Below are 22,724 nucleotides of genomic sequence, written 5' to 3' on the forward strand. Positions count from 1 at the left end.
CCACGACGCCGCACGCACTCGCCTGACCCAGGCCCACTCCCGAACGCGCTGGACTCACCCAGTGCGAAGATCTCCCGCATCGAGAGGTCCGACACCGTACCCACCCTGCCCTTGTTGGCCAAGCTCGCCCGCGCGCACTGGACGCCTCGCTCGACATCTCATTGGACGACGACAGCACCCGCGTGGCCTTCACCGCGCATCACAGCGACGCGGCCTGAGTTTGTACGGGCCGGAGCCGCCCCGTCCCCGTCACCGGCGGGACGTCGGCCCGCTCTCCGCCGTGGCCCGGGACGTCGCGCCACAGCGCGGCGTACTGCGGTGAAGCGGCGCGTGCCGCAGTGGCGGCAGGTTGCCGAACCGGCCTCACCGTCGCCTCATGCGGCATGTACACGCACGTCTCCACGTCAGTGCATCCACCGCTGGTGGCGGCCCATGGCGACGATCCAGCCCTGCGCGGCGGTTCGGTTCCCTTCGCGAGTGGCGGCGTGGAAGGCGCCCTTGATGCGACGGCATTCCGTGCAGGGGACAGGGACGGGCGCGGGCAGCTCGGATGGCGGGGGCGCCGGATGCGGGCATGGGGGTACCTCTTCGGTGGGCAATTACTGGATGTATCAACAGAGTTGCGACCGCGAGTACGCTCCGAAGAGGGGAGCCCATAACTCCGCGCGAGTTATAGAACGGAAGGTGCGCTGCTGCTCATGGCTGCCGAGACGGACTCACCGGGACCCGACGTCGTCGCTCCTCGCCTTCTTCGGCTCCGAGCTGCGGCGGGTGCGTACGGAGGCGGGCAAGTCGCAGGGCGAGACGGCGAGGCTCGCGCATACGACGCAGGCGATGATCTCGTACGTGGAGGCGGCGAAGCGGGTGCCGTCGGAGGATCTGGCGCGGGATCTGGCATCTGGCGTTCGGGACGGGTGGGCACTTCGGGCGGCTGTACCCGCTGGTGATACAAGTTCGCGTATCCGAGCTGGTTCCTGCCGTTCGTCGAGCTCGAACGGGAAGCAACATCCATGCGCGTCTTCGAATGCCAGATCATCCCGGGGCTGCTCCAGACGAGGACTACGCGCGAGCCATGCTGGCGTCCGTACGACCGGACAACCTGGACGAGTTGGTCGCTGCCCGAGTGACACGCCAGGACATCCTTGAACGAGAGGCCCCGCCGCGCACTTGGTTCGTCATGGACGAGTATGCGCTGATGCGCCGCATCGGTGGCCCCCGTTGTCATGCGTGCACAGTTCGAAGCGCTGCTTCGGGCCGGGCCGACGCCCACGCACAGTGATCCAGGTCGTCCCCGTCGACTGTTCCCCGCCGCACCCAGGTGCTCATTCCGAGCGTTCACGACTCTGGGATTCGACACGGGTCAGAGACGTCCTCTTCGTGGACGATTCTCCCAAGGTCGGATCGCTCTTGATCCACGCGAAGCGAACGCCGCATCACCACGCTTACGATCTACTCAGGGCAGCGGCCCTGTCACCTCGAGGCAACTGCTGAACTGATCAGCGCTCACGTTGAAGGAGCTAGGCCAGTGACCCGCACCAATGACCTCCCCACGGCGAACTGGCGCAAGAGCAGCCACAGCACAAACGGCGGTATTGCCTTGAGGTTGGTGACCTCATACCCACCGAATCGGCACCCCCTCCACCGGTACCAGTCCCCATAAGGGACACGCAAACACACCCACTGGCCCGCCGCCCTCCTCATCCCAACTCCCACCTGGCAGTGCATTCCTCCGCTCCCTGACGCCTCAATGGCAAGCAAGCCAGGCGATACCCGCCACCAAGAAGACCAACGCACCGGCGCTCACCGCGGCGAATCGTTTGCGCTGAAGCGCGAACTCCGATCGCACACCGCCGTGATGAGGACGACGACCGTCCCCGATCGACCCTCGCAACAGCCCACGGCTGTACACCGAAGTCATTGATGTGACGCACAACCCAGAACAGCCAAACGAACTTCACCCGGCGCCCCTCCAAGCCCGCTCCGAACCCCCGCAGAACCCCGTCAAACCTAGCCCGACAAAGGCAACCCCAACCACCAGCCCCTCAGAAGCCCAAACCGTCGTGAGGACCAGCCGCAGAAGGGCGGCCCCGGCGCGCAGGCGATGCGCTTGCGCGCCGTTCGGCGAGAGCGCGCTTCGGCGCAGGGGAACCCGGCCGCTTCCACGGAGTGTCTGTCCCGGTACCGAAGCTGCCCCACAGGCGATGGGCAGCAGAAACGGGGGAATCCGATGCGTTCGACGTACCGCAATGCACGCACCGCGCGCAGCCACACTCGTGGGCACGGTCGTCGGTGACTGCCGGCCGTCGGCGGTGCTCACACGGCCTCGCCCTCGGCGTCCGCCCAGGACTTCGGGCCCGACACATGCCTTCAGGCTAACGTGTGGCGCGAGGCCCGGCCCAGCGACCACGTGTGCGTCACGGGGCGACCCGCGACCGGCGCACGTACGACAACAGCCAGGCCGTGAACCGACGCGACCCGGTGCCACGGGGGCTACGGCCCGTACGCCTGCCGCGAGGGCTACGTGTGGCGCGAGGCGTTCAAGGGGGACATGGTCTGCGTGGAGCCGCCGACCCGCACCCAGGCCCGGCAGGACAACCAGCTCGCCGACTCCCGCAAGGTGTCCGCGCGGCCTCTGGAAGACGACCTGGACCCCGGGCCCGCGCTGCAACGGCGACACCTGCACGACGACCAACGACCATCCGCGCATCAAACTCAACGGCGACCACTACAACTTCGGCCAGGTGAAGGCCTTCGTCCGGCGCAGCTCCGACAACCGTCTCCTCTGGTCCGCAGCGCCACCGCCCGCGCGCAACAGGGCCATGCAGGCGGCTCGTTCGGCATCCGCACCGACGTCATCGACTGCTCCCGGCCGGGCCAGCGCCCCAACGGCTACGCCCAGCCTACGATGTCGTCTCGGCCGCTGGTCGGCCCCGCGTCCCCGTCAACCATCGTCTGCATACGTCCTCTGAGCCGCCGAGAGCCTGACGTCACGGGGTGTCCGGAGTCGCCGGACACCCCGTCCGTTTGCCCAACTGCCCAACACCGCAAGGGAATCGCTGTCCGCGCGAACTCTTGTCTCTGGTCCGTACCGGACTTACTCTCGGTACACCTTTCTGGGACGGCATGTACACACGTACGCACGATGCGCGTTCGGCGCGTTGATCCCTCGATGCGGCGAACGCCCTCCCCGTCCCCCGGCACCGGCAACGTTGTCAGACCGCTCACCAGCGCATACGGAGGGAACGGCACCATGAAGGACGCTCAGGGCAGACAGGTGACGGGACGGGGTCAGGTGCGGAAGTTCGCCGTCCCTCGCGCCGTCCCGGGGTTCGCGGTGACCGCCGCGCGCGCATCGCCGTGGCGCTCGCGCAGGGCAGGGCGCAGCTCGCCGCGTCGTTCGCGGTGTCGGGGCAGGAGTTCAGGTCAAAGCGGGGAGCATGCACGGCGAGGGCTTCGCGCAGTACGGCACACCTCGACCTACAACATGCGGGACGGCAAGGACCACACCCTTCCCGGCAGTTGCGACCGCCATCCACAAGGCCACGATCCACAAACTCTGCCAGTCCGTGGTGACGGACTTCCCGGGGCTCGGCACCTTCTCGCTGAACGTCGAGGCGGGCATGTGACCCCAACAATCCGGTGATGAGCGGAGGACTTGGTACTAGCGATCTCACCAGCCTGACCGGCGACGCCAACTTCTCCAACATCGAGATCGGACGGGACTGCCTCCACCCTGGACAAGGGCCCCAAGAAGGCCAAGGTATGCAGGACTTCTTCGGACAGCAGGCGGACGTCATCGACATCAACAACGCCAATCAGGTCGCCTGGTCCGTCAGCGCCGCCAGTTCAAGCTCTCCGGCCTGAGTCTGAGCCTCAACAAGGGCAAGCACGAGTGCTTCAAGTGACGTCCGGCGCCGAACACGCGCCGACGGCACCCCTGGCTCGCATGGCGGATGTGGCGCAAAGGCCGTCCGTTCTGGGGCGGCCTGTTCACCACCCTGGCCGGAGTCGAGATATCGCTCATACCCGCTGGGGCCGGCTGGAAGGTGATGCTGCTCCCGGGCGTCACGGGGATCCTGTCGATCCTCATGGGGGCTGCTGCTGATCCTGATGGGGCTCAGCGGGTGGTTCGCCCCCAACTACCGTGGATTCCGCCGGCATCGTGGCGCGTGATGTGGCGCGGCCGCCGCGCTGGTGATGTCCAACCTCGGCGGGTTCCTGATCGGCACGATCCTGGGCGTGATCGGCGGCAGCATGGTCTTTCGCCTGGCAGCCACATCAGCCGCACCCCGTCCCTGCGGACGAACCTCCTCCGCGCGTCTCGCTGCTCAAGGTCCAGCCCACGTCCCCCCTCCCACCCAAGGAGCCGCATTGACTTCATCCCCCTCGTAAACGAGGGGATTCCTACGGCTCGCGCCGTAGGGTTTTCTGCTTCGCCGCCGACTGCCCGCCCGGAGTTCTCCGTTGAGGTCTTACACCGGCTCCACAGACTGTCACCGCCCAGCCCCGGCGGCCCGAAGGTTCTTCGCCGCGTTCACGTCCCGGTCATGGACCGTACCGCAGTTGTCACACGTCCACTTCCGGATGTGCAGCGGCATGGCCCCGGCGAGGCTGCCACAGTTGGGAGCAAAGCCTGGAGGAAGGGAAGAAGCGGTCGACCGCGATCACTTCCCGCCCGTACCAGTCGGCCTTGTACTCCAGCATATTCCGAACTCCGACCATGCCGCGTCGCTGATGGCACGGGCCAGGCTCCGGTTCTTGACGACATGTTGCGCACGGCCAGGTCCTCGATCAACGATCGTTTTGGTTCTCACGAACGAGCCGAGTCGTCAGCTTGTGCAGGTGGTCACGACGCCGGTCGGCGATCCTGGCATGGATCCTCGCGACCCTGCGCCGCGCTTTGCACCGGTTGCGCCGAGTCACCGCCTGGCCTTCTTCGACAGCGCCCGCTGGGCCCTGGCCAGACGGGTACGGTCCCGGCGCTCATGATGCCGGGGGTTGGCGACCTTCTCGCCCGTGGAGAGCGTCCAGCAGGTGATCCAGAGCCGACATCCACAGCCGACCGCCGCGTCCGCGGCGGGAAGCGGCTTCACAAAGGACGGGTCGTCGCACAGCACCGAGACGAACCAGCGTCCGGCGCTGTCCCGGGAGACGGTCACCGTGGACGGCCTCGCTCCCTCCGGGAGCGGGCGCGACCACACGATGTCCAGCGGTTCCGTCATCTTCGCCAGCGTGGAGCCGGCCGTCGCGGAAGCGGAAACCCACTGGTGGTGTACTCGGCGGAGCCATGCCTCGACTTCTTTCCGGCTCTTGAAACGCGGGTACTTCGTCGTCCGCTTGCCGAAGAAGTTGGTGAACGCCGTCTGAAGATGCCGCAAGCACTACTGCAACGGCACGAACGATACCATCGGACAGATAGGCCAGTTCCTCGGTCTTCTTCCACGCCGTCAACATGACAGAAGTGGCGTTGTAGTTGACCCGCTCCCCGCGTGCCCACCGCCTCGGTACGGGCCGCGAAGAGCCAGGTTGTAGACCTTGCGAACGCACCCGAACGTGCGCGACAGCTCAGCTGCCTGCGCCTCCGTCGGAATGAAGCGGTACTTGAACGCCCGCTTCACGCACGTCGCGGTCACACTCACAAACTAGCGTGGCTGCGCTCAAGTTCAAAGCCACGGGTCGGAGCACCGAGATCCGTCCTGGCGGCGAATACACAGCACCTCGCCCTGCTTCCGCAGGGGTTTCGATTCCTCCCCCGACTGAAGCCGGGGGTGTCCACGAAAGGAATCCGATGACCGCAGCGCGCAGATTCCACTCACAGCACCCTGCTCGCGTCCGGTTCCGTCCTGGCCGTCGCTCTCGCGGCCTGGCAAGGCGCCGGAACCGCTACCCTGCCCGCACCGCGGACCGCCGCGTCCACACCACCGTCACCCCGGCAGGACACTCCTTCGCGGCCGACGCTCAACGGAACGGCGACCTTCACGGCCGGTTCCCCTCTGTGTGACGTGCTCGACGTCCAGTTCCGCGCCCGACGCGAGCAGCGGTCACAACCGGTACCCGAGGCTCCCGGCAACGTCCAATCCGTCCGGTCCGGTCGTCAGCGACATCAACGCCCCCACGTACTCCGACTGCGACGTGAACCTGCCCGGCATCAAGGTGGCCATCCAGACCTCGGGCACGTGGGAACGTCTCCATGCAGAACGGCAGAGATTCAAGGGAAGCGGAAGGGCCAAGACGGTGAGGAGGATGAGGGGGGATGGAAGCGTGAGGCACGCGGAGATGCGGCAGGAGTGAGGACCTAAGGGAGCGAGAGGAGTGGAAGGCGGGCGGGCCTGTTCTGCATGGAGACGTTCCACGTGCCCGAGGTCTGGATGGCCACCTTGATGCCGGGCAGGTTCACGTCGCAGTCGGAGTACGTGGGGGCGTTGATGTCGCTGACGACCGGACCGGCCGGATTGACGTTGCCGGGAGCCTCGGGTACCCGGTTGTGACCGCTGCTCGCGTCGGGCGCGGAACTGGACGTCGAGCACGTCACCACGAGGGAACCGGCCGTGAAGGTCGCCGTTCCGTTGAGCGTGGCCGCGAAGGAGTGTCCTGCCGGGGTGACGGTGGTGGACGCGGCGTCCGCGGTGGCGGGCGGTAGCGGTTCCGGCGCCTGCCAGGCCGAGAGCGACGGCCAGGACGGAACCGGACGCGAGCAGGGTGCGTGAGTGGAATCTGCGCGCTGCGGTCATCGGATTCCTTTCGTGGACACCCCCGGCTTCAGTCGGGGGAGGAATCGAAACCCCTGCGGAGCAGGGCGAGGTGCTGTGATTCGCCGCCAGGACGGATCTCGGTGCTCCGACCCGTGGCTTTGAACTTGAGCCGCAGCCACGCTAGTTTGTGAGTGTGACCGCGACGTGCGTGAAGCGGGCGTTCAAGTACCGCTTCATTCCGACGGAGGCGCAGGCAGCTGAGCTGTCGCGCACGTTCGGGTGCGTTCGCAAGGTCTACAACCTGGCTCTCGCGGCCCGTACCGAGGCGTGGGCACGCGGGGAGCGGGTCAACTACAACGCCACTTCTGTCATGTTGACGGCGTGGAAGAAGACCGAGGAACTGGCCTATCTGTCCGAGGTATCGTCGGTGCCGTTGCAGTAGTGCTTGCGGCATCTTCAGACGGCGTTCACCAACTTCTTCGGCAAGCGGACGAAGTACCCGCGTTTCAAGAGCCGGAAGAAGTCGAGGCAGTCCGCCGAGTACACCACCAGTGGGTTCCGCTTCCGCGACGGCCGGCTCACGCTGGCGAAGATGACGGAACCGCTGGACATCGTGTGGTCGCGCCCGCTCCCGGAGGGAGCGAGGCCGTCCACGGTGACCGTCTCCCGGGACAGCGCCGGACGCTGGTTCGTCTCGGTGCTGTGCGACGACCCGTCCGTGAAGCCGCTTCCCGCCGCGGACGCGGCGGTCGGCGTGGATGTCGGCCTGGATCACCTGCTGACGCTCTCCACGGGCGAGAAGGTCGCCAACCCCCGGCATGAGCGCCGGGACCGTACCCGTCTGGCCAGGGCCCAGCGGGCGCTGTCGAAGAAGGCCAGGGGTGACGGCGCCAACCGGTGCAAAGCGCGGCGCAGGGTCGCGAGGATCCATGCCAGGATCGCCGACCGGCGTCGTGACCACCTGCACAAGCTGACGACTCGGCTCGTTCGTGAGAACCAAACGATCGTGATCGAGGACCTGGCCGTGCGCAACATGGTCAAGAACCGGAGCCTGGCCCGTGCCATCAGCGACGCGGCATGGTCGGAGTTCCGGAATATGCTGGAGTACAAGGCCGACTGGTACGGGCGGGAAGTGATCGCGGTCGACCGCTTCTTCCCTTCCTCCAGGCTTTGCTCCCACTGTGGCAGCCTCGCCGGGGCCATGCCGCTGCACATCCGGAAGTGGACGTGTGACAACTGCGGTACGGTCCATGACCGGGACGTGAACGCGGCGAAGAACCTTCGGGCCGCCGGGCTGGCGGTGACAGTCTGTGGAGCCGGTGTAAGACCTCAACGGAGAACTCCGGGCGGGCAGTCGGCGGCGAAGCAGAAAACCCTACGGCGCGAGCCGTAGGAATCCCCCTCGTTTACGAGGGGGATGAAGTCAATGCGGCTCCTTGGGTGGGAGGGGGGACGTGGGCTGGACCTTGAGCAGCGAGACGCGCGGAGGAGGTTCGTCCGCAGGGACGGGGTGCGGCTGATGTGGCTGCCAGGCGAAGACCATGCTGCCGCCGATCACGCCCAGGATCGTGCCGATCAGGAACCCGCCGAGGTTGGACATCACCAGCGCGGCGGCCGCGCACATCACGGCCACGATGCCGGCGAATCCACGGTAGTTGGGGGCGAACCACCCGCTGAGCCCCATCAGGATCAGCAGCAGCCCCATGAGGATCGACAGGATCCCCGTGACGCCCTGGAGCAGCATCACCTTCAGCGGCCCCAGCGGGATGAGCGATATCTCGACTCCGGCCAGGGTGGTGAACAGGCCGCCCCAGAACGGACGGCCTTTGCGCCACATCCGCCATGCGAGCCAGGGGTGCCGTCGGCGCGTGTCGGCGCCGGACGTCACTTGAAGCACTCGTGCTTGCCCTTGTTGAGGCTCAGACTCAGGCCGGAGAGCTTGAACTTGGCGGCGCTGACGGACCAGGCGACCTGATTGGCGTTGTTGATGTCGATGACGTCCGCCTGCTGTCCGAAGAAGTCCTGCATACCCTTGGCCTTCTTGGGGCCCTTGTCCAGGGTGGAGGCGTCCCGTCCGATCTCGATGTTGGAGAAGTTGGCGTCGCCGGTCAGGCTGGTGAGATCGAGTACCAAGTCCTCCGCCATCACCGGATTGTTGGGGTCCATGCCCGCCTCGACGTTCAGCGAGAAGGTGCCGAGCCCCGGGAAGTCCGTCACCACGGACTGGCAGAGTTTGTGGATCGTGGCCTTGTGGATGGCGGTCGCAACTGCCGGGAAGGGGTGGTCCTTGCCGTCCCGCATGTTGTAGTCGAGGGTGCCGTACTGCGCGAAGCCCTCGCCGTGCATGCTCCCCGCTTTGACCTTGAACTCCTGCCCCGACACCGCGAACGACGCGGCGAGCGCGCCCTGCGCGAGCGCCACGGCGAGCGCGGCGGTCACCGCGAACCCCGGGACGGCGAGGACGGCGAACTTCCGCCACCTGACCCGTCCCGTCACCTGTCTGCCCTGAGCGTCCTTCATGGTGCCGTTCCCCTCCGTATGCGCTGGTGAGCGGTCTGACAACGTTGCCGGTGCCGGGGGACGGGGAGGGCGTTCGCCGCATCGAGGGATCAACGCGCCGAACGCGCATCGTGCGTACGTGTGTACATGCCGTCCCAGAAAGGTGTACCCGAGAGTAAGTCCGGTACGGACCAGAGACAAGAGTTCGCGCGGACAGCGATTCCCTTGCGGTGTTGGGCAGTTGGGCAAACGGACGGGGTGTCCGGCGACTCCGGACACCCCGTGACGTCAGGCTCTCGGCGGCTCAGAGGACGTAGCAGCCGATGGTGACGGGGACGCGGGCCGACCAGCGGCCCGAGACGACATCGTAGGCCTGGGCGTAGCCGTTGGGCCGCTGGCCCGGCCGGGAGCAGTCGATGACGTCGGTGCGGATGCCGAACGAGCCGCCTGCATGGCCCTGTTGCGCGCGGGCGGTGGCGCTGCCGGACCAGAGGAGACGGTTGTCGGAGCTGCGCCGGACGAAGGCCTTCACCTGGCCGAAGTTGTAGTGGTCGCCGTTGAGTTTGATGCGCGGATGGTCGTTGGTCGTCGTGCAGGTGTCGCCGTTGCAGCGCGGGCCCGGGGTCCAGGTCGTCTTCCAGAGCCGCGCGGACACCTTGCGGGAGTCGGCGAGCTGGTTGTCCTGCCGGGCCTGGGTGCGGGTCGGCGGCTCCACGCAGACCATGTCCCCCTTGAACGCCTCGCGCCACACGTAGCCCTCGCGGCAGGCGTACGGGCCGTAGCCCCCGTGGCCCGGGTCGCGTCGGTTCACGGCCTGGCTGTTGTCGTACCGTGCGCGGTCGCGGGTCGCCCCCGTGACGCACACGTGGTCGCTGGGCCGGGCCTCGCGCCACACGTAGCCCTGAAGGCATGTGTCGGGCCCGAAGTCCTGGGCGGACGCCGAGGGCGAGGCCGTGAGCACCGCCGCGGCGGCCGTCACGACGACCGTGCCCACGAGTGTGGCGCGCGCGGTGCGTGCATTGCGGTACGTCGAACGCATCGGATTCCCCCGTTTCTGCTGCCCATCGCCTGTGGGGCAGCTTCGGTACCGGGACAGACACTCCGTGGAAGCGGCCGGGTTCCCCTGCGCCGAAGCGCGCTCTCGCCGAACGGCGCGCAAGCGCATCGCCTGCGCGCCGGGGCCGCCCTTCTGCGGCGTCCTCACGACGGTTTGGGCTTCTGAGGGGCTGGTGGTTGGGGTTGCCTTTGTCGGGGCTAGGTTTGACGGGGTTCTGCGGGGGTTTCGGAGCGGGCTTGGGAGGGGCGCCGGGTGAAGTTCGTTTGGCTGTTCTGGGTTGTGCGTCACATCAATGACTTCGGGTACAGCCGTGGGCTGTTGCGAGGGTCGATCGGGACGGTCGTCGTCCTCATCACGGCGGTTGCGATCGGGTTCGCGCTTCAGCGCAAACGATTCGCCGCGGTGAGCGCCGGTGCGTTGGTCTTCGGTGGCGGTATCGCCTGGCTTGCTTGCCATTGAGGCGTCAGGGAGCGGAGGAATGCCTGCCAGGTGGGAGTTGGGATGAGGAGGGCGGGGCCAGTTGGGTGTTTGCTGTCCCTTATGGGGACGGTACCGGTGGAGGGGGCCGATTCGGTGGGTATGAGGTCACCAACCTCAAGGCAATTACCGCCGTTTGTGCTGTGGCTGCTCTTGCGCCAGTTCGCCGTGGGGAGGTCATTGGTGCGGGTCACTGGCCTAGCTCCTTCAAGTGAGCGCTGATCAGTTCAGCAGTTGCCTCGGGTGACAGGGCCGCTGCCCTGAGTAGATCGTAAGCGTGTGATGCGGCGTTCGCTTCGCGTGGATCAAGAGCGATCCGACCTTGGGAGAATCCGTCCACGAAGAGGACGTCCTGACCCGTGTCGAATCCCAGAGTCGTGAACGCTCCGGAGAGACCTGGGTGGGCGGGAACAGTCCGCGGGACGACCTGGATCACTGTGCGTGGGCGTTCGCCGGCCCGAAGCAGCGCTTCGAACTGTGCACGCATGACAACGGGGCCACCGATGCGGCGCATCAGCGCATACTCGTCCATGACGAACCAAGTGCGCGGCGGGGCCTCTCGTTCAAGGATGTCCTGGCGTGTCACTCGGGCAGCGACCAACTCGTCCAGGTTGTCCGGTCGTACGGACGCCAGCATGGCTCGCGCGTAGTCCTCGGTCTGGAGCAGCCCCGGGATGATCTGGCATTCGAAGACGCGCATGGATGTTGCTTCCCGTTCGAGCTCGACGAACGGCAGGAACCAGCTCGGATACGCGAACTTGATCACCAGCGGGTACAGCCGCCCGAAGTGCCCACCCGTCCCGAACGCCAGATCCAGATCCCGCGCCAGATCCTCCGACGGCACCCGCTTCGCCGCCTCCACGTACGAGATCATCGCCTGCGTCGTATGCGCGAGCCTCGCCGTCTCGCCCTGCGACTTGCCCGCCTCCGTACGCACCCGCCGCAGCTCGGAGCCGAAGAAGGCGAGGAGCGACGACGTCGGGTCCGGTGAGTCCGTCTCGGCAGCCATGAGCAGCAGCGCACCTTCCGTTCTATAACTCGCGCGGAGTTATGGGCTCCCCTCTTCCGGAGCGTACTCGCGGTCCGCAACTCTGTTGATACATCCAGTAATTGCCCACCCGAAGAGGTACCCCCATGCCCGCATCGGCGCCCCCGCCATCCGAGCTGCCCGCGCCCGTCCCTGTCCCCTGCACGGAATGCCGTCGCATCAAGGGCGCCTTCCACGCCGCCACTCGCGAAGGGAACCGAACCGCCGCGCAGGGCTGGATCGTCGCCATGGGCCGCCACCAGCGGTGGATGCACTGACGTGGAGACGTGTGTACATGCCGCATGGGCGGTGACGGCCGGTTCGGCAACCTGCCGCCACTGCGGCACGCGCCGCTTCACCGCGTACGCCGCGCTGTGGCGCGACGTCCCGGGCCCGGCGGAGAGCGGGCCGACGTCCGCCGGTACGGGGACGGGGCGGCTCCGGCCCGTACAACTCAGGCCGCGTCGCTGTGATGCGCGGTGAAGGCCACGCGGGTGCTGTCGTCGTCCAATGAGATGTCGAGCGAGGCGTCCAGCGCGCGGGCGAGCTTGGCCAACAAGGGCAGGGTGGGTACGGTGTCGGACCTCTCGATGCGGGAGATCTTCGCCTGGGTGAGTCCAGCGCGTTCGGCGAGTTGGGCCTGGGTCAGGCCGAGTGCCGTGCGGCGGTCGTGGACGGCCTTGGCGAGGGCCATGGAGAGCCTGATCTCGTACCGGGCCTCGGCGACCTCGGCGGGTTCGGTAAAGCCTTCGGTGATCTTGCGTTCGCGGATGGTCTTCCACCGGCTGTGGGACATTCAGATCTCTCCTCTCCCGATGGTGCGGATGAACTCCTCGTGCGCGGGGCCATGTTCGGCCATGCAGGTCTTCTGCGCGACCTTCGCCCGTTGGATCTCGGCGTCCTCACGGACGGCTGTCCGGTGCGGAGTCGGCCAGGAGGTGATGCGTGTCGATGTGCCGTCGCATACGGCTCTCCGAGGGGCGCGGCGTGCTCGGCGAGCGGGCCTGCTTATTCGTCGGTCTTGAGGAAGTGCTTGGCAGGCACGGTATATGTCGTCGGCGACATGATGGGGGTCGCTCAGCCGTCCTCGCCCGTACGAAGTACGTACGACGCGCAGGCGTCCGGGTCGTGGTCCTCGAACCTCACCGGCGCCTCGAAGGCCGCCCTTCGCGTCGCCCGTCGCAGGGCCTTCAGGACGGCGGGGCCCAGCAGCAGCGTCGCCACCGACGTGACGATCGCGCGCGGGAGGTCCCAGCCCAGGGACGTCGCCAGGCAGTACGCCGCGAAGCGGGTCAGGTTCTCCGACAGCGGGTCGCCTGGGACGAAGGAGATGCCGGAGGCCAGGGTGCCGATGTAGGGCCAGCCCTGGAGGTTCATGATCGTGCCGTAGCAGAAGGAGGCCGCCGCGCCGTAGAGCGCGAGCACGGCCAACTCCGCGCGGCCGCGCACGCGTTCCGGCAGCAGGCCCGCGCCCATCGACACCCAGCCCATCGCCAGCATCTGGAAGGGCATCCAGGGGCCCACCCCGCCGGTCAGGAGCGCCGACGCGAACATCGACAACGAGCCCAGGACGAAGCCGAATCCGGGGCCCAGGACGCGGCCCGACAGGACCATCAGGAAGAACATGGGCTCGATGCCCGCCGTCCCCGCGCCCAGCGGGCGCAACGCCGCGCCCGCCGCGGCCAGGACGCCGAGCATGGCGACGGCCTTGGCGCCCAGGCCGGTGTCGGCGATGGTGGCGACGACGACCGCCAGCAGCAGGGGCAGCAGGGCCGCGAAGAGCCAGGGCGCGTCCTGGGAGTGGGCCAGGCCGGAGGACGCGCCGGCGAGCAGGGGCCAGCCGAAGGCGGCGACGCCGATGAGGGTGATGAGGGCGAGGGCCGCGACGGAGCGGGGGCCCAGGCGGATGGCTCGGGCGGTCATGACAGCGCCTCGCGGACCTGGGGGACCGTGAGCCAGGGGAGCGGGGAGAGGATCTTGGCGACCTGGGGGGCGAAGGCGGGGGAGGAGACGACCACGTCGGGGGTCGGGCCGTCCGCGACGACCTCTCCCTCGGCCAGGACGACGACGCGGTGCGCGAGTTCGGCCGCGAGCTCCACGTCGTGCGTGGCCAGGACGATCGCGTGGCCCTCGGCGGCCAGCCCGCGCAGGGCCTCCACCAGGCGGGCCTTGGCCGCGTAGTCGAGGCCGCGCGTCGGCTCGTCGAGGAGGAGCAGCGGCGGGCGGGCGGTCAGGACGACCGCCAGGGCGAGGGCCAGGCGCTGGCCCTCGGAGAGGTCGCGGGGGTGGGCCGTGTCCGGGACGTCGGGGAGGAGGGAGGAGACGAGGGAACGGCAGGTGCCGGGGGTCGCGGACGCGTCGGCGTCGGCGGCCGTGCACTCCGCGGCGACGGTGTCGGCGTAGAGCAGGTCGCGCGGGTCCTGCGGGACGAGGCCGACGTGGCGCAGGAGTTTCGCGCGGGCCCGTGCGGTGCGGGGCCGCGCCGCCGGTCCGTACCGTGCCGCGCGCCGGCTCGTGCAGGCCGACCAGGGTGCGCAGGAGCGTCGACTTGCCCGCCCCGTTGCGGCCCATCAGGGCGACGGTCTCGCCGGAGCGGATGGTCAGGGAGACGTCGCGGAGCGCGTCGACGTGGCCGTGCCGGACGGTCAGGTCCGTCACCTCGGCGGCGGGGGCGGGGCCTTCGGACGCGGCGCGGCGTCGGCGGAGGAAGCCGCGGGACGGGCGGACCGGCGCGGCGGCCTCCACCGGGGGCGCGGCCGCGGGCGGCCGCACGTCCGCCAGCCGCTCCCGCAGCGGCGCCGCCGCCCGGCGCGCGTCGCGCACCGACAGTGGCAGCGGCGACCAGCCCGCGAGCCGGCCCAGGGCCACGACGGGCGGGTGGACGGGGGAGTGGGCCATGACCGCGGCCGGGGCGCCGGTGACCGGGGCCTCGCCGCGGCCGGGCAGCAGGACGACCTGGTCCGCGTACTGGACGACCCGCTCCAGCCGGTGTTCGGCGAGCAGCACGGTGGTGCCCAGGTCGTGGACGAGGCGTTGGAGCACCGCCAGCACCTCCTCGGCGGCGGCCGGGTCCAGCGCGGACGTCGGCTCGTCGAGGACGAGGACGCGGGGGTGCGGGGTGAGGACGGAGCCGATCGCGACGCGCTGCTGCTGGCCGCCGGAGAGGGTGGCGATCGGGCGGTCGCGCAGCTCGGCGAGGCCCAGCAGGTCCAGGGTCTCCTCGACGCGGCGGCGCATGGTGTCGGCGGGCAGGCCCAGCGACTCCATGCCGTAGGCCAGTTCGTCCTCGACGGTGTCGGTGACGAAGTGCGCGAGCGGGTCCTGGCCCACGGTGCCGACGACGTCGGCGAGTTCGCGCGGGCGGTGGGTGCGGGTGTCGCGGCCCGCGACGGTGACCCGGCCGCTCAGCGTGCCGCCGGTGAAGTGCGGGACGAGGCCGCTCACCGCGCCCAGGAGCGTGGACTTGCCGACGCCGGACGGGCCGACGAGGAGGCACAACTCCCCCTCGGGGACCGTGAGATCGACGCCCCGGAGGGCCGGGGAGCCGGCGCCGTCGTACGTCACCGACACCTGATCGAAGCGGATCACGGAGTGCGGCTCCTTCGCGAGGACGGCAGCGGGGCGGTGCGCTGTTCCGGAACGGCGGGGGACGGCGCGGGCGACCCCGGCAGCAGCGCCGGGACCAGGCCGAGCAGCACCGACGCCGCGGGCCACAGCGGGAGTTCCGGCGTCGTCAGCGGTACGGCCGGGGGGTGCAGCGCCCCGGGCGCGTACGAGCCCGCCCAGATCATCAGGGCCGCCACCGCCGCGCCCGACCCGGAGACCAGCCAGGCGCGCGCGTCCCAGCGGTCCGGGCGGTAGCGGGTACGGACCGAACGGCGCCCGCCCAGGCGCAGCCCGGCCAGCGCCGCGAGCAGCCCGGCGGCCAGCAGGGGCGTGCCGTATCCCGCGCCCTGGTCGGCGAGGAGTCCGTACGTACCGGCGCAGACGCCGAGCAGCCCGCCGAGGGTGAGGGCGGACGTGGTGCGGCGCACGGCGGGCGGGACCTCGGCGGTGCGGCCGTAGCCGCGGGCGTCCATCGCGGCGGCGAGCGCCACGGAACGTTCCAGGGCACCCTCCAGCACCGGCAGCCCCACCTGGAGCAGGCCGCGGAACCCGCGGTCGGGGCGGCCGCGCAACCGGCGCGCGGCGCGCACCCGTTGGACGTCCGCGACGAGGTTCGGCGCGAAGGTCATGGCGACGACGACCGCGACGCCGGCCTCGTAGAGCGCGCCCGGCAGGGACTTGAGCAGCCGGGCCGGACTGGCGAGGGCGTTCGCGGCGCCCACGCAGGCGAGCAGGGCGGCCAGCTTGAACGCGTCGTAGAGCGCGAACACGACGCCCTCGGCGGTGACCCGGCCGCCGATCCGCACGCCCTGCGCCCAGTGCGGGAGCGGTACTTCGGGGAGGGTGAAGAGGGTGTGGGTGCCGGGGATCGGTGAGCCGAGGAGGACGGCGAAGACCAGCCGCACCGCGATCACGGCGAGGCCCAGCTTGAGGAACGCGGCGTACGAGCGGGACCGGGGGGCGGCCGCGTGCCGGACCGCGACGACGTAACCGGCGACGGCGACGAGCAGCGCGAGCAGCAGCGGGTTGGTGGTCCGCGAGGCGGCGGCGGCCAGGCCGAGCGCCCATATCCACCAGGCGCCGGCGTGCAGCGCCGGGGTCACCGGGCGCGCCGGCGGCGGGCCTGCCACGCGGCGGCGGCGCCGAGGACGAGCACGGCGGCGATGCCGCCGATCAGGCCGGCGGAGGGGCCGCCGTCGTCCGGCTTCGTCCCGGAAGGCTCTTCGTGCTGCTTGCTCGCGTCCACCTGCTCGCCGCAGCCGGACTTCGGGTAGCCCGCGATGGCGCAGAGCAGCGCGGAGGAGTTGTAGCGCAGCGGCTTGGCGACGGCGGCGAGCGCGTCGCCGGCGCTCGCGTCGCGGGGCAGTGCGGCGCAGGCCGTCCGGGCGGCGGGCGGCCGCTCGCCGCCGGGGGCGTCGGCGGACGTGCCGAAGTCGAGGACGACGGCCACGCGCTTGCGGCCCTCCTCGGCGGGGGTGCGGGCGCACACGGCCGCGAAGTCGGGGGCCGTGCGCGGCTTCGCGGCGTCGGCGGAGTCCGCGCTGACGGCGAAGCGGAAGCCGACGGTCTGGCCGTCGGCGGGGCGGGCGAGGGACGGGCCCTGGGTGGCGTACGTCCATGCCTTGCCGCCGCCGACCTGCCAGAACGACCAGTAGCGGTAACCGGCCGCCTGCGCGGGGGCCGTGCCGAGCAGTACGGCCAGCACGCCCGCGAGCAGGAGGGCGGCGGTCGCCCGCGCCCGGGTCACGACTGCTTCTTCCTGCGGTTGCTGAAGAGGAAGCCGACGCCGACGGCGGCGACGAAGGCGACGGCGGCGAACCACCAGCCGCCGAACGACGAGCCCTTGTCGTCCTTCTGCTCCTCGTCCGTGGTGTTCTCGACGGCGGCGGGCTTCGGGCCGGTCGCGTTCAGCGTCTCGACGAGGTCGGTGCCGCCGAAGTCGCGCGGGTCGGCGCCGGCCGCGCGGGCCGCGAGGACGAGCTTGGCCAGCCGGCCGGGGTCGCCCTTGCCGTTGTCGCCCTTGGCCCAGGCGGCGGTCTTGCTGTCCTTGGAGCGGAGCCAGTCCAGCGTCCTGCCGGCGGCGTCGCGGTGGCCGCCCGCGGCGAGGGCGGTGACGGCGTCGGCCGTCACGCCGTAGTCCGGGCCCTTGGGGGCGCCGGGCATGGACGCCTCCAGGTGGTTGCCGGAACCGGCGAGCTTCTTCGCCAGGTACGCGGCGGCGGCCTGGGCGGCGGCGGGGGCGTCCTTGGGCTTGCCGCCCGGGCAGTTCAGCGGCTGGACGGCCTTGTTCTCCTTGTCCGCCGGCTCGACCAGGTAGCCCTTGCCGAGGGCGGCGGTCGTGGCGGCGGCGGAGGCGAAGTTGTCGGCGTTCAGCTTGCCGTTCTGGGCCTGCCAGGCGAAGGCGCCGCGGTCGGCCTCGGAGGCGTCGCAGCCGAGCTGGAAGGTGAGCAGGGCGTCGAAGGGCGTCCTGCCGCCCTTCGACTCGACCTTCGCCGGGTCCTGGCCGGCGGCGGCGAACGCGCCGATCGCGCCGGCCGTGGAGTTGGCGTTGCTGGGGGCGCCGGGGTTCATGCCCCAGCCGCCGTCCTCGTTCTGGTGCGACTTGAGCCAGTCGAGGCCCTTGGTGACCTGGGCACCGCGCCCGCCGACCGCGGCGAGCGCCTGGACCGCGGCGGCGGTCTGGTCCGGGAACTCCTCCTTCGCCGGGTCGCAGGCCTTGCCGGTGTCGGCGCGGAAGCCGGGGAAGCCGCCGTCCTTGCACTGCTGGCCCGCGAGCCAGTCGACGGCCTTGGGGGCCGGGGTGACGCCGGTGGCGTGCTGGGCGAGGAAGGCGAGGGACTGGCGGAAGACGCCGTCGAACTTGGGGTCGGCGGACCCGTAGAGACCTTCCGCCACCGGGGCGGGCGTGCCGTTGTCGGCCGCGGCGGCGGGGATCACGGCCGCGCTCAGGACGGCGGCGCCGGCGAGGGCCGCGGCGGCGCGGGCTGCGCGGGGGCGGCGGCGGGCGTCGAGGGAGGGGGCCATGGGGGTGGGGTTGCCTCTCGTGGTGTTGCGGTGCGCTTGGGGTGCGGCTGCGGCGGTCTGCCACTTTAGTCGGTGCGGGGGGAGGGGCGCCTCGGTGCGGTGGAGAGTGCCCCTGGCCCGCCCTTTCTCCCCCAGCTACCTCCCCCAGCTACCTCCCCCAGCTACCTCCCCCAGCTACCTCCCCCAGCTACCTCCCCCAGCTACCGCTGGGGGTGCCCCCAGGAGGTGCCCCCAGGAGGTGCCCCCAGTTTCTCCCGGGGCTGCGCCCCTCGGCCCGGCACCGCGCTCCGCGCGGTGGGGGCGGGGCTGCGCCCCCTGCACCCCGGCGGGGGCTGCGCCCCCTGCACCCCTGCTCCGGGGCTCCGCCCCGGACCCCGTATCGCGGCTCCGCCGCTCGTCCTCAAACGCCGGACGGGCTGAAATGGCGCGCCCGCACCTGAAATCCAGCCGGGCGCGCAGTGCAGCCCGGGCGCGCACTATCAGCCCGTCCGGCGCTTGAGGACAGCGCCCGGAGGGCGCTTCGGGGGTTCAGGGGGCGCAGCCCCCGGTCAGGGGTCCAGGGGGCGGAGCCCCCGGTGGGGCGCAGGGGCGAAGCCCCGCACCCGCGCGGAGCGCGGACTCGCGGCCCCCCACCGCGCGGAGCGCGGGCCCCGCACGCGGTAGGCGCGCGCGGGGTGCCGCAGGGGCGCAGCCCCCGCGAAAACGGATTGGGGCGGGGCGGGGAGAGTTCCCCTCACGGCCGGATCAGGCCGCACACCGTCTCGATATCCACCCGCACCTGCGCGATCGACGCCCGCCCCGACAACCACGTGATCAGCACCGAGTGCCACGTGTGCTCGATCACCCGCACCACCGACAACTGCTCCGCCGTCGGCGGGCCGCCCAGGCCCATCGCGTCGAGGACGATCGTCGTCGTCAGGCGCGACACCGCGTCGACCTCCGCGCTGACCGAGCGGTCCGCGAAGGTCAGCGCGCGGACCATCGCGTCGGCCAGATGCGGTTCCCGCTGCATCGCGCGGAAGGCCCGCATCAGCGTGCCGGCGACCCGCGCCGACGGATCCGTCTCCGTCGGCGGGCGCTTGCGCAGCGTGTCGTGGAGCTGCTCCAGCTGGTCCTGCATCGTCGCGACCAACAGATGGATCTTGGACGGGAAGTAGCGGTACAGCGTGCCGAGCGCGACGTTCGACGACTCCGCGACCGCCCGCATCTGCACCGCGTCGAACCCGCCCCGGCTCGCCAGCCGCGTCGTGGCGGACAGGATGCCGCGCCGCCGCGCCTCCTGGCGCTCCGTCGTGGGGGCGGGGCAGGAGCCGGGGATCAGGGCTGCGGCGGCTGCGGCGGTCTTCTGTCCCACGTCGGTGCGTTCCTCGCGTTCCTCTGCAGACGCTGCGGGCGCTGCGTGCGCAGCAGGCGGCGGTCGATGGGCAGGCATCATGACAGGCGCGTCCCAGTGACGCGAATCACGGGATCACTGGAACGCGTTCCAGATTAGCCGCCCCACCGGGGCGCACCGGGGCGTCACATGGACGTCGCCGCCCGGATGCTCTCCCGCAGGGAGCCCACCGTCGCCAGCACCGCGCTCGGCTCGTACCCGCAGTGCGCCATGCAGTTGTCGCAGCGCGGGTCCTTGCCCCGGCCGTACTTCTCCCACTCGGTGGTGTCCAGCAACTCCTGGTACGTGCTCGCGTACCCGTCCTCCATCAGGTAGCAGGGGCGCTGCCAGCCCTTGAGGTTGTAGAGCGGGATGCCCCACGGCGTGCAGGCGAAGTCCCGCTTGCCCTCCAGGAAGTCGAGGAAGAGCGCGGAGTGGTTGAAGCGCCACTTCTGCCGGTTGCCGCCCGCGAACGCCTTGCGGAACGTCTCGCGGGTCTGCTGGACGCCCAGGAAGCGGTCCTGGTCGGGCGCCTTCTCGTAGGCGTAACCGGGCGAGATCTGCATCCGGTCCACCTTGAGCTCGTCGTTGAGGAAGTCGAGGACGTCGATGATGTCCTGCGGGGTGTCCGTGTTGAAGAAGGTGCTGTTCGTGTAGACCTGGAAGCCCTTGGACTTGGCCAGCCGGATGGCCTCCACGGCCTGGTCGAAGACGCCGTCCTTGCTGACCGATTCGTCGTGCCGCTCCTTGAGCCCGTCGATGTGCACCATCCAGACGAAGTTCCGGTCGGGGCGGAACTTGTGGAGGTGCTTGGGCAGCAGCACCGCGTTGGTGCACAGCAGCACGAACTTCTTGCGGGCCAGCAACTCCCGGACGATCACGTGCATCTGGGGATGCATGAGCGGTTCCCCGCCGGACAGCGCCACCATCGGCGCACCGCATTCCTCGACCGCGCCGAGCGCCTGCTGCACGGGCATCCGCTGCTTGAGCGTCCCCGCCGGATGCTGGATCTTGCCGCAGCCGGCGCACTTGAGGTTGCACGCGAAGAGCGTCTCCACCTCGACCAGGAGCGGGAATTTCTCCCGGCGCCGCAGCTTCTGCTTGAGCAGGTGTTTCCCGAGCTTGACTGACAGATGAAGCGGCAGGCTCATGCCCGTTCTCCCGATCTCCCGTAGCCGTGACGTCAGGTCGGCGTGAATCCCTTCCCGCGCGGCGCCCGGCGGACGCGTCGGCGCGCATCACAGCCTCATCACCCTTTCGCGCGCCGCGCACCGGGGCCTTTGCGACTTGTCGTGCTTTCCTCCCTTTCCAGGGGTGGAACTTGTTCTAGAGATTCCGGAGCGGTTACGCTCCCGCCGAACCAGCAGGACGAATTGGGGGCCGCGAGTGACCGCTGAGACCGACCGGGCAGCCGGGCCGGGTCCGCGCACCGCGACGGCCCCCGCCGGTGCGGGAACCGGGGACGGGCCGCTGCGCATCGCGCTGCTGTCCTACAAGGGCAATCCGTTCTGCGGCGGCCAGGGCGTCTACGTCCGCCACCTGTCCCGCGAACTGGCCCGGCTCGGCCACCGCGTCGAGGTCATCGGCGCCCAGCCCTACCCCGTCCTGGACCTGGGCGAGGACGAGGGCGTCAGCCTCACCGAGCTGCCCAGCCTGGACCTCTACCGGCAGCCCGACCCGTTCCGCACCCCGAAGCGCGACGAGTACCGCGACTGGATCGACGCGCTGGAGGTCGCCACGATGTGGACCGGTGGCTTCCCCGAGCCGCTGACCTTCTCGCTGCGGGCCCGGCGCCATCTCGCCGCCCGCCGCGGCGACTTCGACGTCGTGCACGACAACCAGACGCTGGGCTACGGCCTCCTCGCCGACCTGGGCGCGCCCCTGGTCACCACCGTCCACCACCCCGTCACCGTGGACCGGCGGCTGGAGCTGGAGGCCGCGGGGGACGACCGTAAGCGGAGGATGTCCGTCCGGCGCTGGTACGCGTTCACGCGCATGCAGGAGAAGGTGGCCCGCTGCCTTCCCTCCGTCCTCACCGTCTCCGGCTCCTCGCGCCAGGAGATCGTGGACCACCTCAAGGTGCGCCCGGAGCGGGTCCACGTGGTGCCGATAGGCGCCGACACCGACCTCTTCTCGCCCGACCCGTCCGTCCCCGTCGTCCCCGGCCGGATCGTCACCACCTCCAGCGCCGACGTCCCGCTCAAGGGCCTGGTGCACCTCGTCGAGGCGCTCGCCAAGGTCCGTACCGAGGTCCCCGGGGCGCACCTGGTCGTCGTCGGCAAGCGCGCGGACGACGGGCCGGTCGCCCGGGCCATCGAGCAGTACGGGCTCGACGGCGCCGTGGAGTTCGTCAAGGGCATCAGCGACGCCGAGCTGGTGGACCTCGTCCGCAGCGCCCAGATCGCCTGCGTCCCCTCGCTGTACGAGGGGTTCTCGCTGCCCGCCGCCGAGGCCATGGCCACCGGCACCCCGCTGGTCGCCACCACCGGCGGGGCCATCCCCGAGGTCGCCGGACCCGACGGCGAGACCTGCCTGGCCGTGCCGCCCGGCGACGCGGACGCCCTCGCCGGCGCGCTCAAGCGGCTCCTGGACGACGACGAACTGCGCCGCCGGCTCGGCGCGGCGGGCCGCGAGCGGGTGCTCGCCCGCTTCACCTGGCGGCAGGCCGCGATCGGCACCGTCGAGCAGTACCGCGCCTCGATCGAGCGCGCCGCGCGGGCGAGGGCCCGGGCCCGGGCGGGCACCGGACCGCTGCCGGTCCGTCGCGCCTAGCACCGCCCGTCACCCACCCACCCGCCGGACGAAAGCAGACCTCCGCCGTGCTGACCGTCGATTTCTCCCGCTTCCCGCTCGCCCCCGGCGACCGCGTCCTCGACCTGGGCTGCGGCGCGGGCCGGCACGCCTTCGAGTGCTACCGGCGCGGCGCGCAGGTGGTCGCCCTCGACCGCAACGGCGAGGAGATCCGCGAGG

At 70.4% G+C, this 22,724-nt stretch carries 22 protein-coding genes and 6 pseudogenes; 12 read left to right on the plus strand and 16 right to left on the minus strand.

The annotated features are described in order from the left end of the window. Positions 1-199 precede the first annotated feature (199 nt). Positions 200-391, minus strand: coding sequence for a hypothetical protein (locus ABD794_RS11485; protein WP_344962889.1), 192 nt, complete (start codon positions 389-391; stop codon positions 200-202). A gap of 215 nt (positions 392-606) precedes the next feature. On the opposite strand from ABD794_RS11485, the pseudogene ABD794_RS11490 reads away from it, so the two are divergent. The 6 genes and pseudogenes from ABD794_RS11490 to ABD794_RS11515 all read left to right on the plus strand — a co-directional run. Further along, positions 607-843 (plus strand): annotated as a pseudogene (locus tag ABD794_RS11490) (hypothetical protein); the annotation flags it as partial. A 167-nt stretch (positions 844-1,010) separates the two neighbouring features. Then, positions 1,011-1,279: pseudogene (locus tag ABD794_RS11495) on the plus strand (Scr1 family TA system antitoxin-like transcriptional regulator). A 2,158-nt stretch (positions 1,280-3,437) separates the two neighbouring features. Beyond that, a complete protein-coding gene (locus ABD794_RS11500) occupies positions 3,438-3,626 on the plus strand; it encodes a DUF6230 family protein (protein WP_344962892.1) in 189 nt (62 codons plus the stop codon). 16 nt (positions 3,627-3,642) lie between these two features. Beyond that, positions 3,643-3,864: a DUF6230 family protein gene (locus tag ABD794_RS11505; protein ID WP_344962895.1), complete on the plus strand. Its 222-nt coding sequence runs from the start codon at positions 3,643-3,645 to the stop codon at positions 3,862-3,864. 89 nt (positions 3,865-3,953) lie between these two features. After that, positions 3,954-4,043: pseudogene (locus ABD794_RS11510) on the plus strand (DUF6114 domain-containing protein); the annotation flags it as partial. A 154-nt stretch (positions 4,044-4,197) separates the two neighbouring features. Beyond that, positions 4,198-4,392 carry a hypothetical protein gene (locus tag ABD794_RS11515; protein WP_344962931.1) on the plus strand — a complete coding sequence of 65 codons (195 nt, stop codon included), beginning with the start codon at positions 4,198-4,200 and terminating at the stop codon, positions 4,390-4,392. A 12-nt stretch (positions 4,393-4,404) separates the two neighbouring features. Here the strand turns inward: ABD794_RS11515 and ABD794_RS11520 are convergent. Together ABD794_RS11520 and ABD794_RS11525 are read right to left on the minus strand one after the other, a co-directional pair. After that, positions 4,405-5,639 (minus strand): annotated as a pseudogene (locus ABD794_RS11520) (RNA-guided endonuclease InsQ/TnpB family protein). Positions 5,640-6,295: 656 nt separating this feature from the next. Further along, positions 6,296-6,532 (minus strand): hypothetical protein, encoded by a 237-nt coding sequence (locus ABD794_RS11525; protein WP_344962897.1) that lies wholly within the window; start codon positions 6,530-6,532, stop codon positions 6,296-6,298. Positions 6,533-6,548: 16 nt separating this feature from the next. On the opposite strand from ABD794_RS11525, the gene ABD794_RS11530 reads away from it, so the two are divergent. Together ABD794_RS11530 and ABD794_RS11535 are read left to right on the plus strand one after the other, a co-directional pair. Further along, positions 6,549-6,707, plus strand: coding sequence for a hypothetical protein (locus ABD794_RS11530; protein ID WP_344962899.1), 159 nt, complete (start codon positions 6,549-6,551; stop codon positions 6,705-6,707). Positions 6,708-6,879: 172 nt separating this feature from the next. Beyond that, positions 6,880-8,085 (plus strand): annotated as a pseudogene (locus tag ABD794_RS11535) (RNA-guided endonuclease InsQ/TnpB family protein). A gap of 30 nt (positions 8,086-8,115) precedes the next feature. Here ABD794_RS11535 and ABD794_RS11540 read toward each other — a convergent pair. The 3 genes from ABD794_RS11540 to ABD794_RS11550 all read right to left on the minus strand — a co-directional run bounded on the left by ABD794_RS11540 (position 8,116) and on the right by ABD794_RS11550 (position 10,230). Next, on the minus strand, positions 8,116-8,580 hold the full coding sequence (locus ABD794_RS11540; RefSeq protein ID WP_344962902.1) for a DUF6114 domain-containing protein: 465 nt from the start codon (positions 8,578-8,580) through the stop codon (positions 8,116-8,118). Next, positions 8,577-9,212, minus strand: a complete 636-nt coding sequence (locus tag ABD794_RS11545) for a DUF6230 family protein (protein ID WP_344962904.1) — start codon at positions 9,210-9,212, stop codon at positions 8,577-8,579. The genes ABD794_RS11540 and ABD794_RS11545 overlap by 4 nt, the downstream gene beginning before the upstream one ends. 283 nt (positions 9,213-9,495) lie before the next feature. Next, positions 9,496-10,230: a hypothetical protein gene (locus ABD794_RS11550; protein WP_344962906.1), complete on the minus strand. Its 735-nt coding sequence runs from the start codon at positions 10,228-10,230 to the stop codon at positions 9,496-9,498. Between the two features lie 270 nt (positions 10,231-10,500). On the opposite strand from ABD794_RS11550, the gene ABD794_RS11555 reads away from it, so the two are divergent. Beyond that, entirely contained in the window at positions 10,501-10,707 is a 207-nt protein-coding gene (locus tag ABD794_RS11555; RefSeq protein ID WP_344962907.1) for a hypothetical protein, read from the plus strand. Here ABD794_RS11555 and ABD794_RS11560 read toward each other — a convergent pair. Together ABD794_RS11560 and ABD794_RS11565 are read right to left on the minus strand one after the other, a co-directional pair. Continuing rightward, positions 10,629-10,919 (minus strand): DUF397 domain-containing protein, encoded by a 291-nt coding sequence (locus ABD794_RS11560; RefSeq protein WP_344962909.1) that lies wholly within the window; start codon positions 10,917-10,919, stop codon positions 10,629-10,631. The genes ABD794_RS11555 and ABD794_RS11560 overlap by 79 nt on opposite strands. Further along, positions 10,916-11,734: a helix-turn-helix domain-containing protein gene (locus ABD794_RS11565; protein WP_344962911.1), complete on the minus strand. Its 819-nt coding sequence runs from the start codon at positions 11,732-11,734 to the stop codon at positions 10,916-10,918. The genes ABD794_RS11560 and ABD794_RS11565 overlap by 4 nt, the downstream gene beginning before the upstream one ends. A 327-nt stretch (positions 11,735-12,061) precedes the next feature. On the opposite strand from ABD794_RS11565, the gene ABD794_RS11570 reads away from it, so the two are divergent. Beyond that, a complete protein-coding gene (locus tag ABD794_RS11570) occupies positions 12,062-12,235 on the plus strand; it encodes a DUF6255 family natural product biosynthesis protein (RefSeq protein ID WP_425585998.1) in 174 nt (57 codons plus the stop codon). Here ABD794_RS11570 and ABD794_RS11575 read toward each other — a convergent pair. The 8 genes and pseudogenes from ABD794_RS11575 to hpnH all read right to left on the minus strand — a co-directional run bounded on the left by ABD794_RS11575 (position 12,207) and on the right by hpnH (position 20,905). Then, positions 12,207-12,548: a helix-turn-helix domain-containing protein gene (locus tag ABD794_RS11575; RefSeq protein WP_344962915.1), complete on the minus strand. Its 342-nt coding sequence runs from the start codon at positions 12,546-12,548 to the stop codon at positions 12,207-12,209. The genes ABD794_RS11570 and ABD794_RS11575 overlap by 29 nt on opposite strands. Positions 12,549-12,829: 281 nt before the next feature. Next, a complete protein-coding gene (locus ABD794_RS11580; protein WP_344962917.1) occupies positions 12,830-13,675 on the minus strand; it encodes an ECF transporter S component in 846 nt (281 codons plus the stop codon). Further along, positions 13,672-15,340 (minus strand): annotated as a pseudogene (locus tag ABD794_RS11585) (ABC transporter ATP-binding protein). Before ABD794_RS11585 ends, ABD794_RS11580 begins: the two are co-directional and overlap by 4 nt. Next, a complete protein-coding gene (locus ABD794_RS11590) occupies positions 15,337-16,488 on the minus strand; it encodes an energy-coupling factor transporter transmembrane component T (protein WP_344962919.1) in 1,152 nt (383 codons plus the stop codon). The pseudogene ABD794_RS11585 and the gene ABD794_RS11590 overlap by 4 nt, the downstream one beginning before the upstream one ends. Next, the gene (locus ABD794_RS11595; protein WP_344962921.1) at positions 16,458-17,105 is read right to left on the minus strand and encodes an SCO2322 family protein; all 648 of its coding nucleotides are present in this window, start codon (positions 17,103-17,105) and stop codon (positions 16,458-16,460) included. The genes ABD794_RS11590 and ABD794_RS11595 overlap by 31 nt, the downstream gene beginning before the upstream one ends. Beyond that, positions 17,102-18,382, minus strand: a complete 1,281-nt coding sequence (locus ABD794_RS11600; RefSeq protein WP_344962923.1) for an SCO2321 family membrane protein — start codon at positions 18,380-18,382, stop codon at positions 17,102-17,104. The genes ABD794_RS11595 and ABD794_RS11600 overlap by 4 nt, the downstream gene beginning before the upstream one ends. Positions 18,383-19,115: 733 nt before the next feature. Further along, positions 19,116-19,736: a TetR family transcriptional regulator gene (locus ABD794_RS11605; RefSeq protein WP_344962925.1), complete on the minus strand. Its 621-nt coding sequence runs from the start codon at positions 19,734-19,736 to the stop codon at positions 19,116-19,118. A 164-nt stretch (positions 19,737-19,900) separates the two neighbouring features. After that, entirely contained in the window at positions 19,901-20,905 is a 1,005-nt protein-coding gene (gene hpnH, locus ABD794_RS11610) for an adenosyl-hopene transferase HpnH (RefSeq protein ID WP_344962927.1), read from the minus strand. 235 nt (positions 20,906-21,140) lie between these two features. Between hpnH and ABD794_RS11615 the strand changes: the two genes are divergently transcribed. Both ABD794_RS11615 and ABD794_RS11620 read left to right on the plus strand, forming a co-directional pair. Then, a complete protein-coding gene (locus tag ABD794_RS11615) occupies positions 21,141-22,526 on the plus strand; it encodes a glycosyltransferase family 4 protein (protein WP_344962929.1) in 1,386 nt (461 codons plus the stop codon). Between the two features lie 47 nt (positions 22,527-22,573). After that, positions 22,574-22,724: class I SAM-dependent methyltransferase (locus ABD794_RS11620; protein WP_344962933.1), on the plus strand; the 151-nt coding region annotated here is incomplete at its 3' end.

The organism is Streptomyces thioluteus, assembly GCF_039535865.1.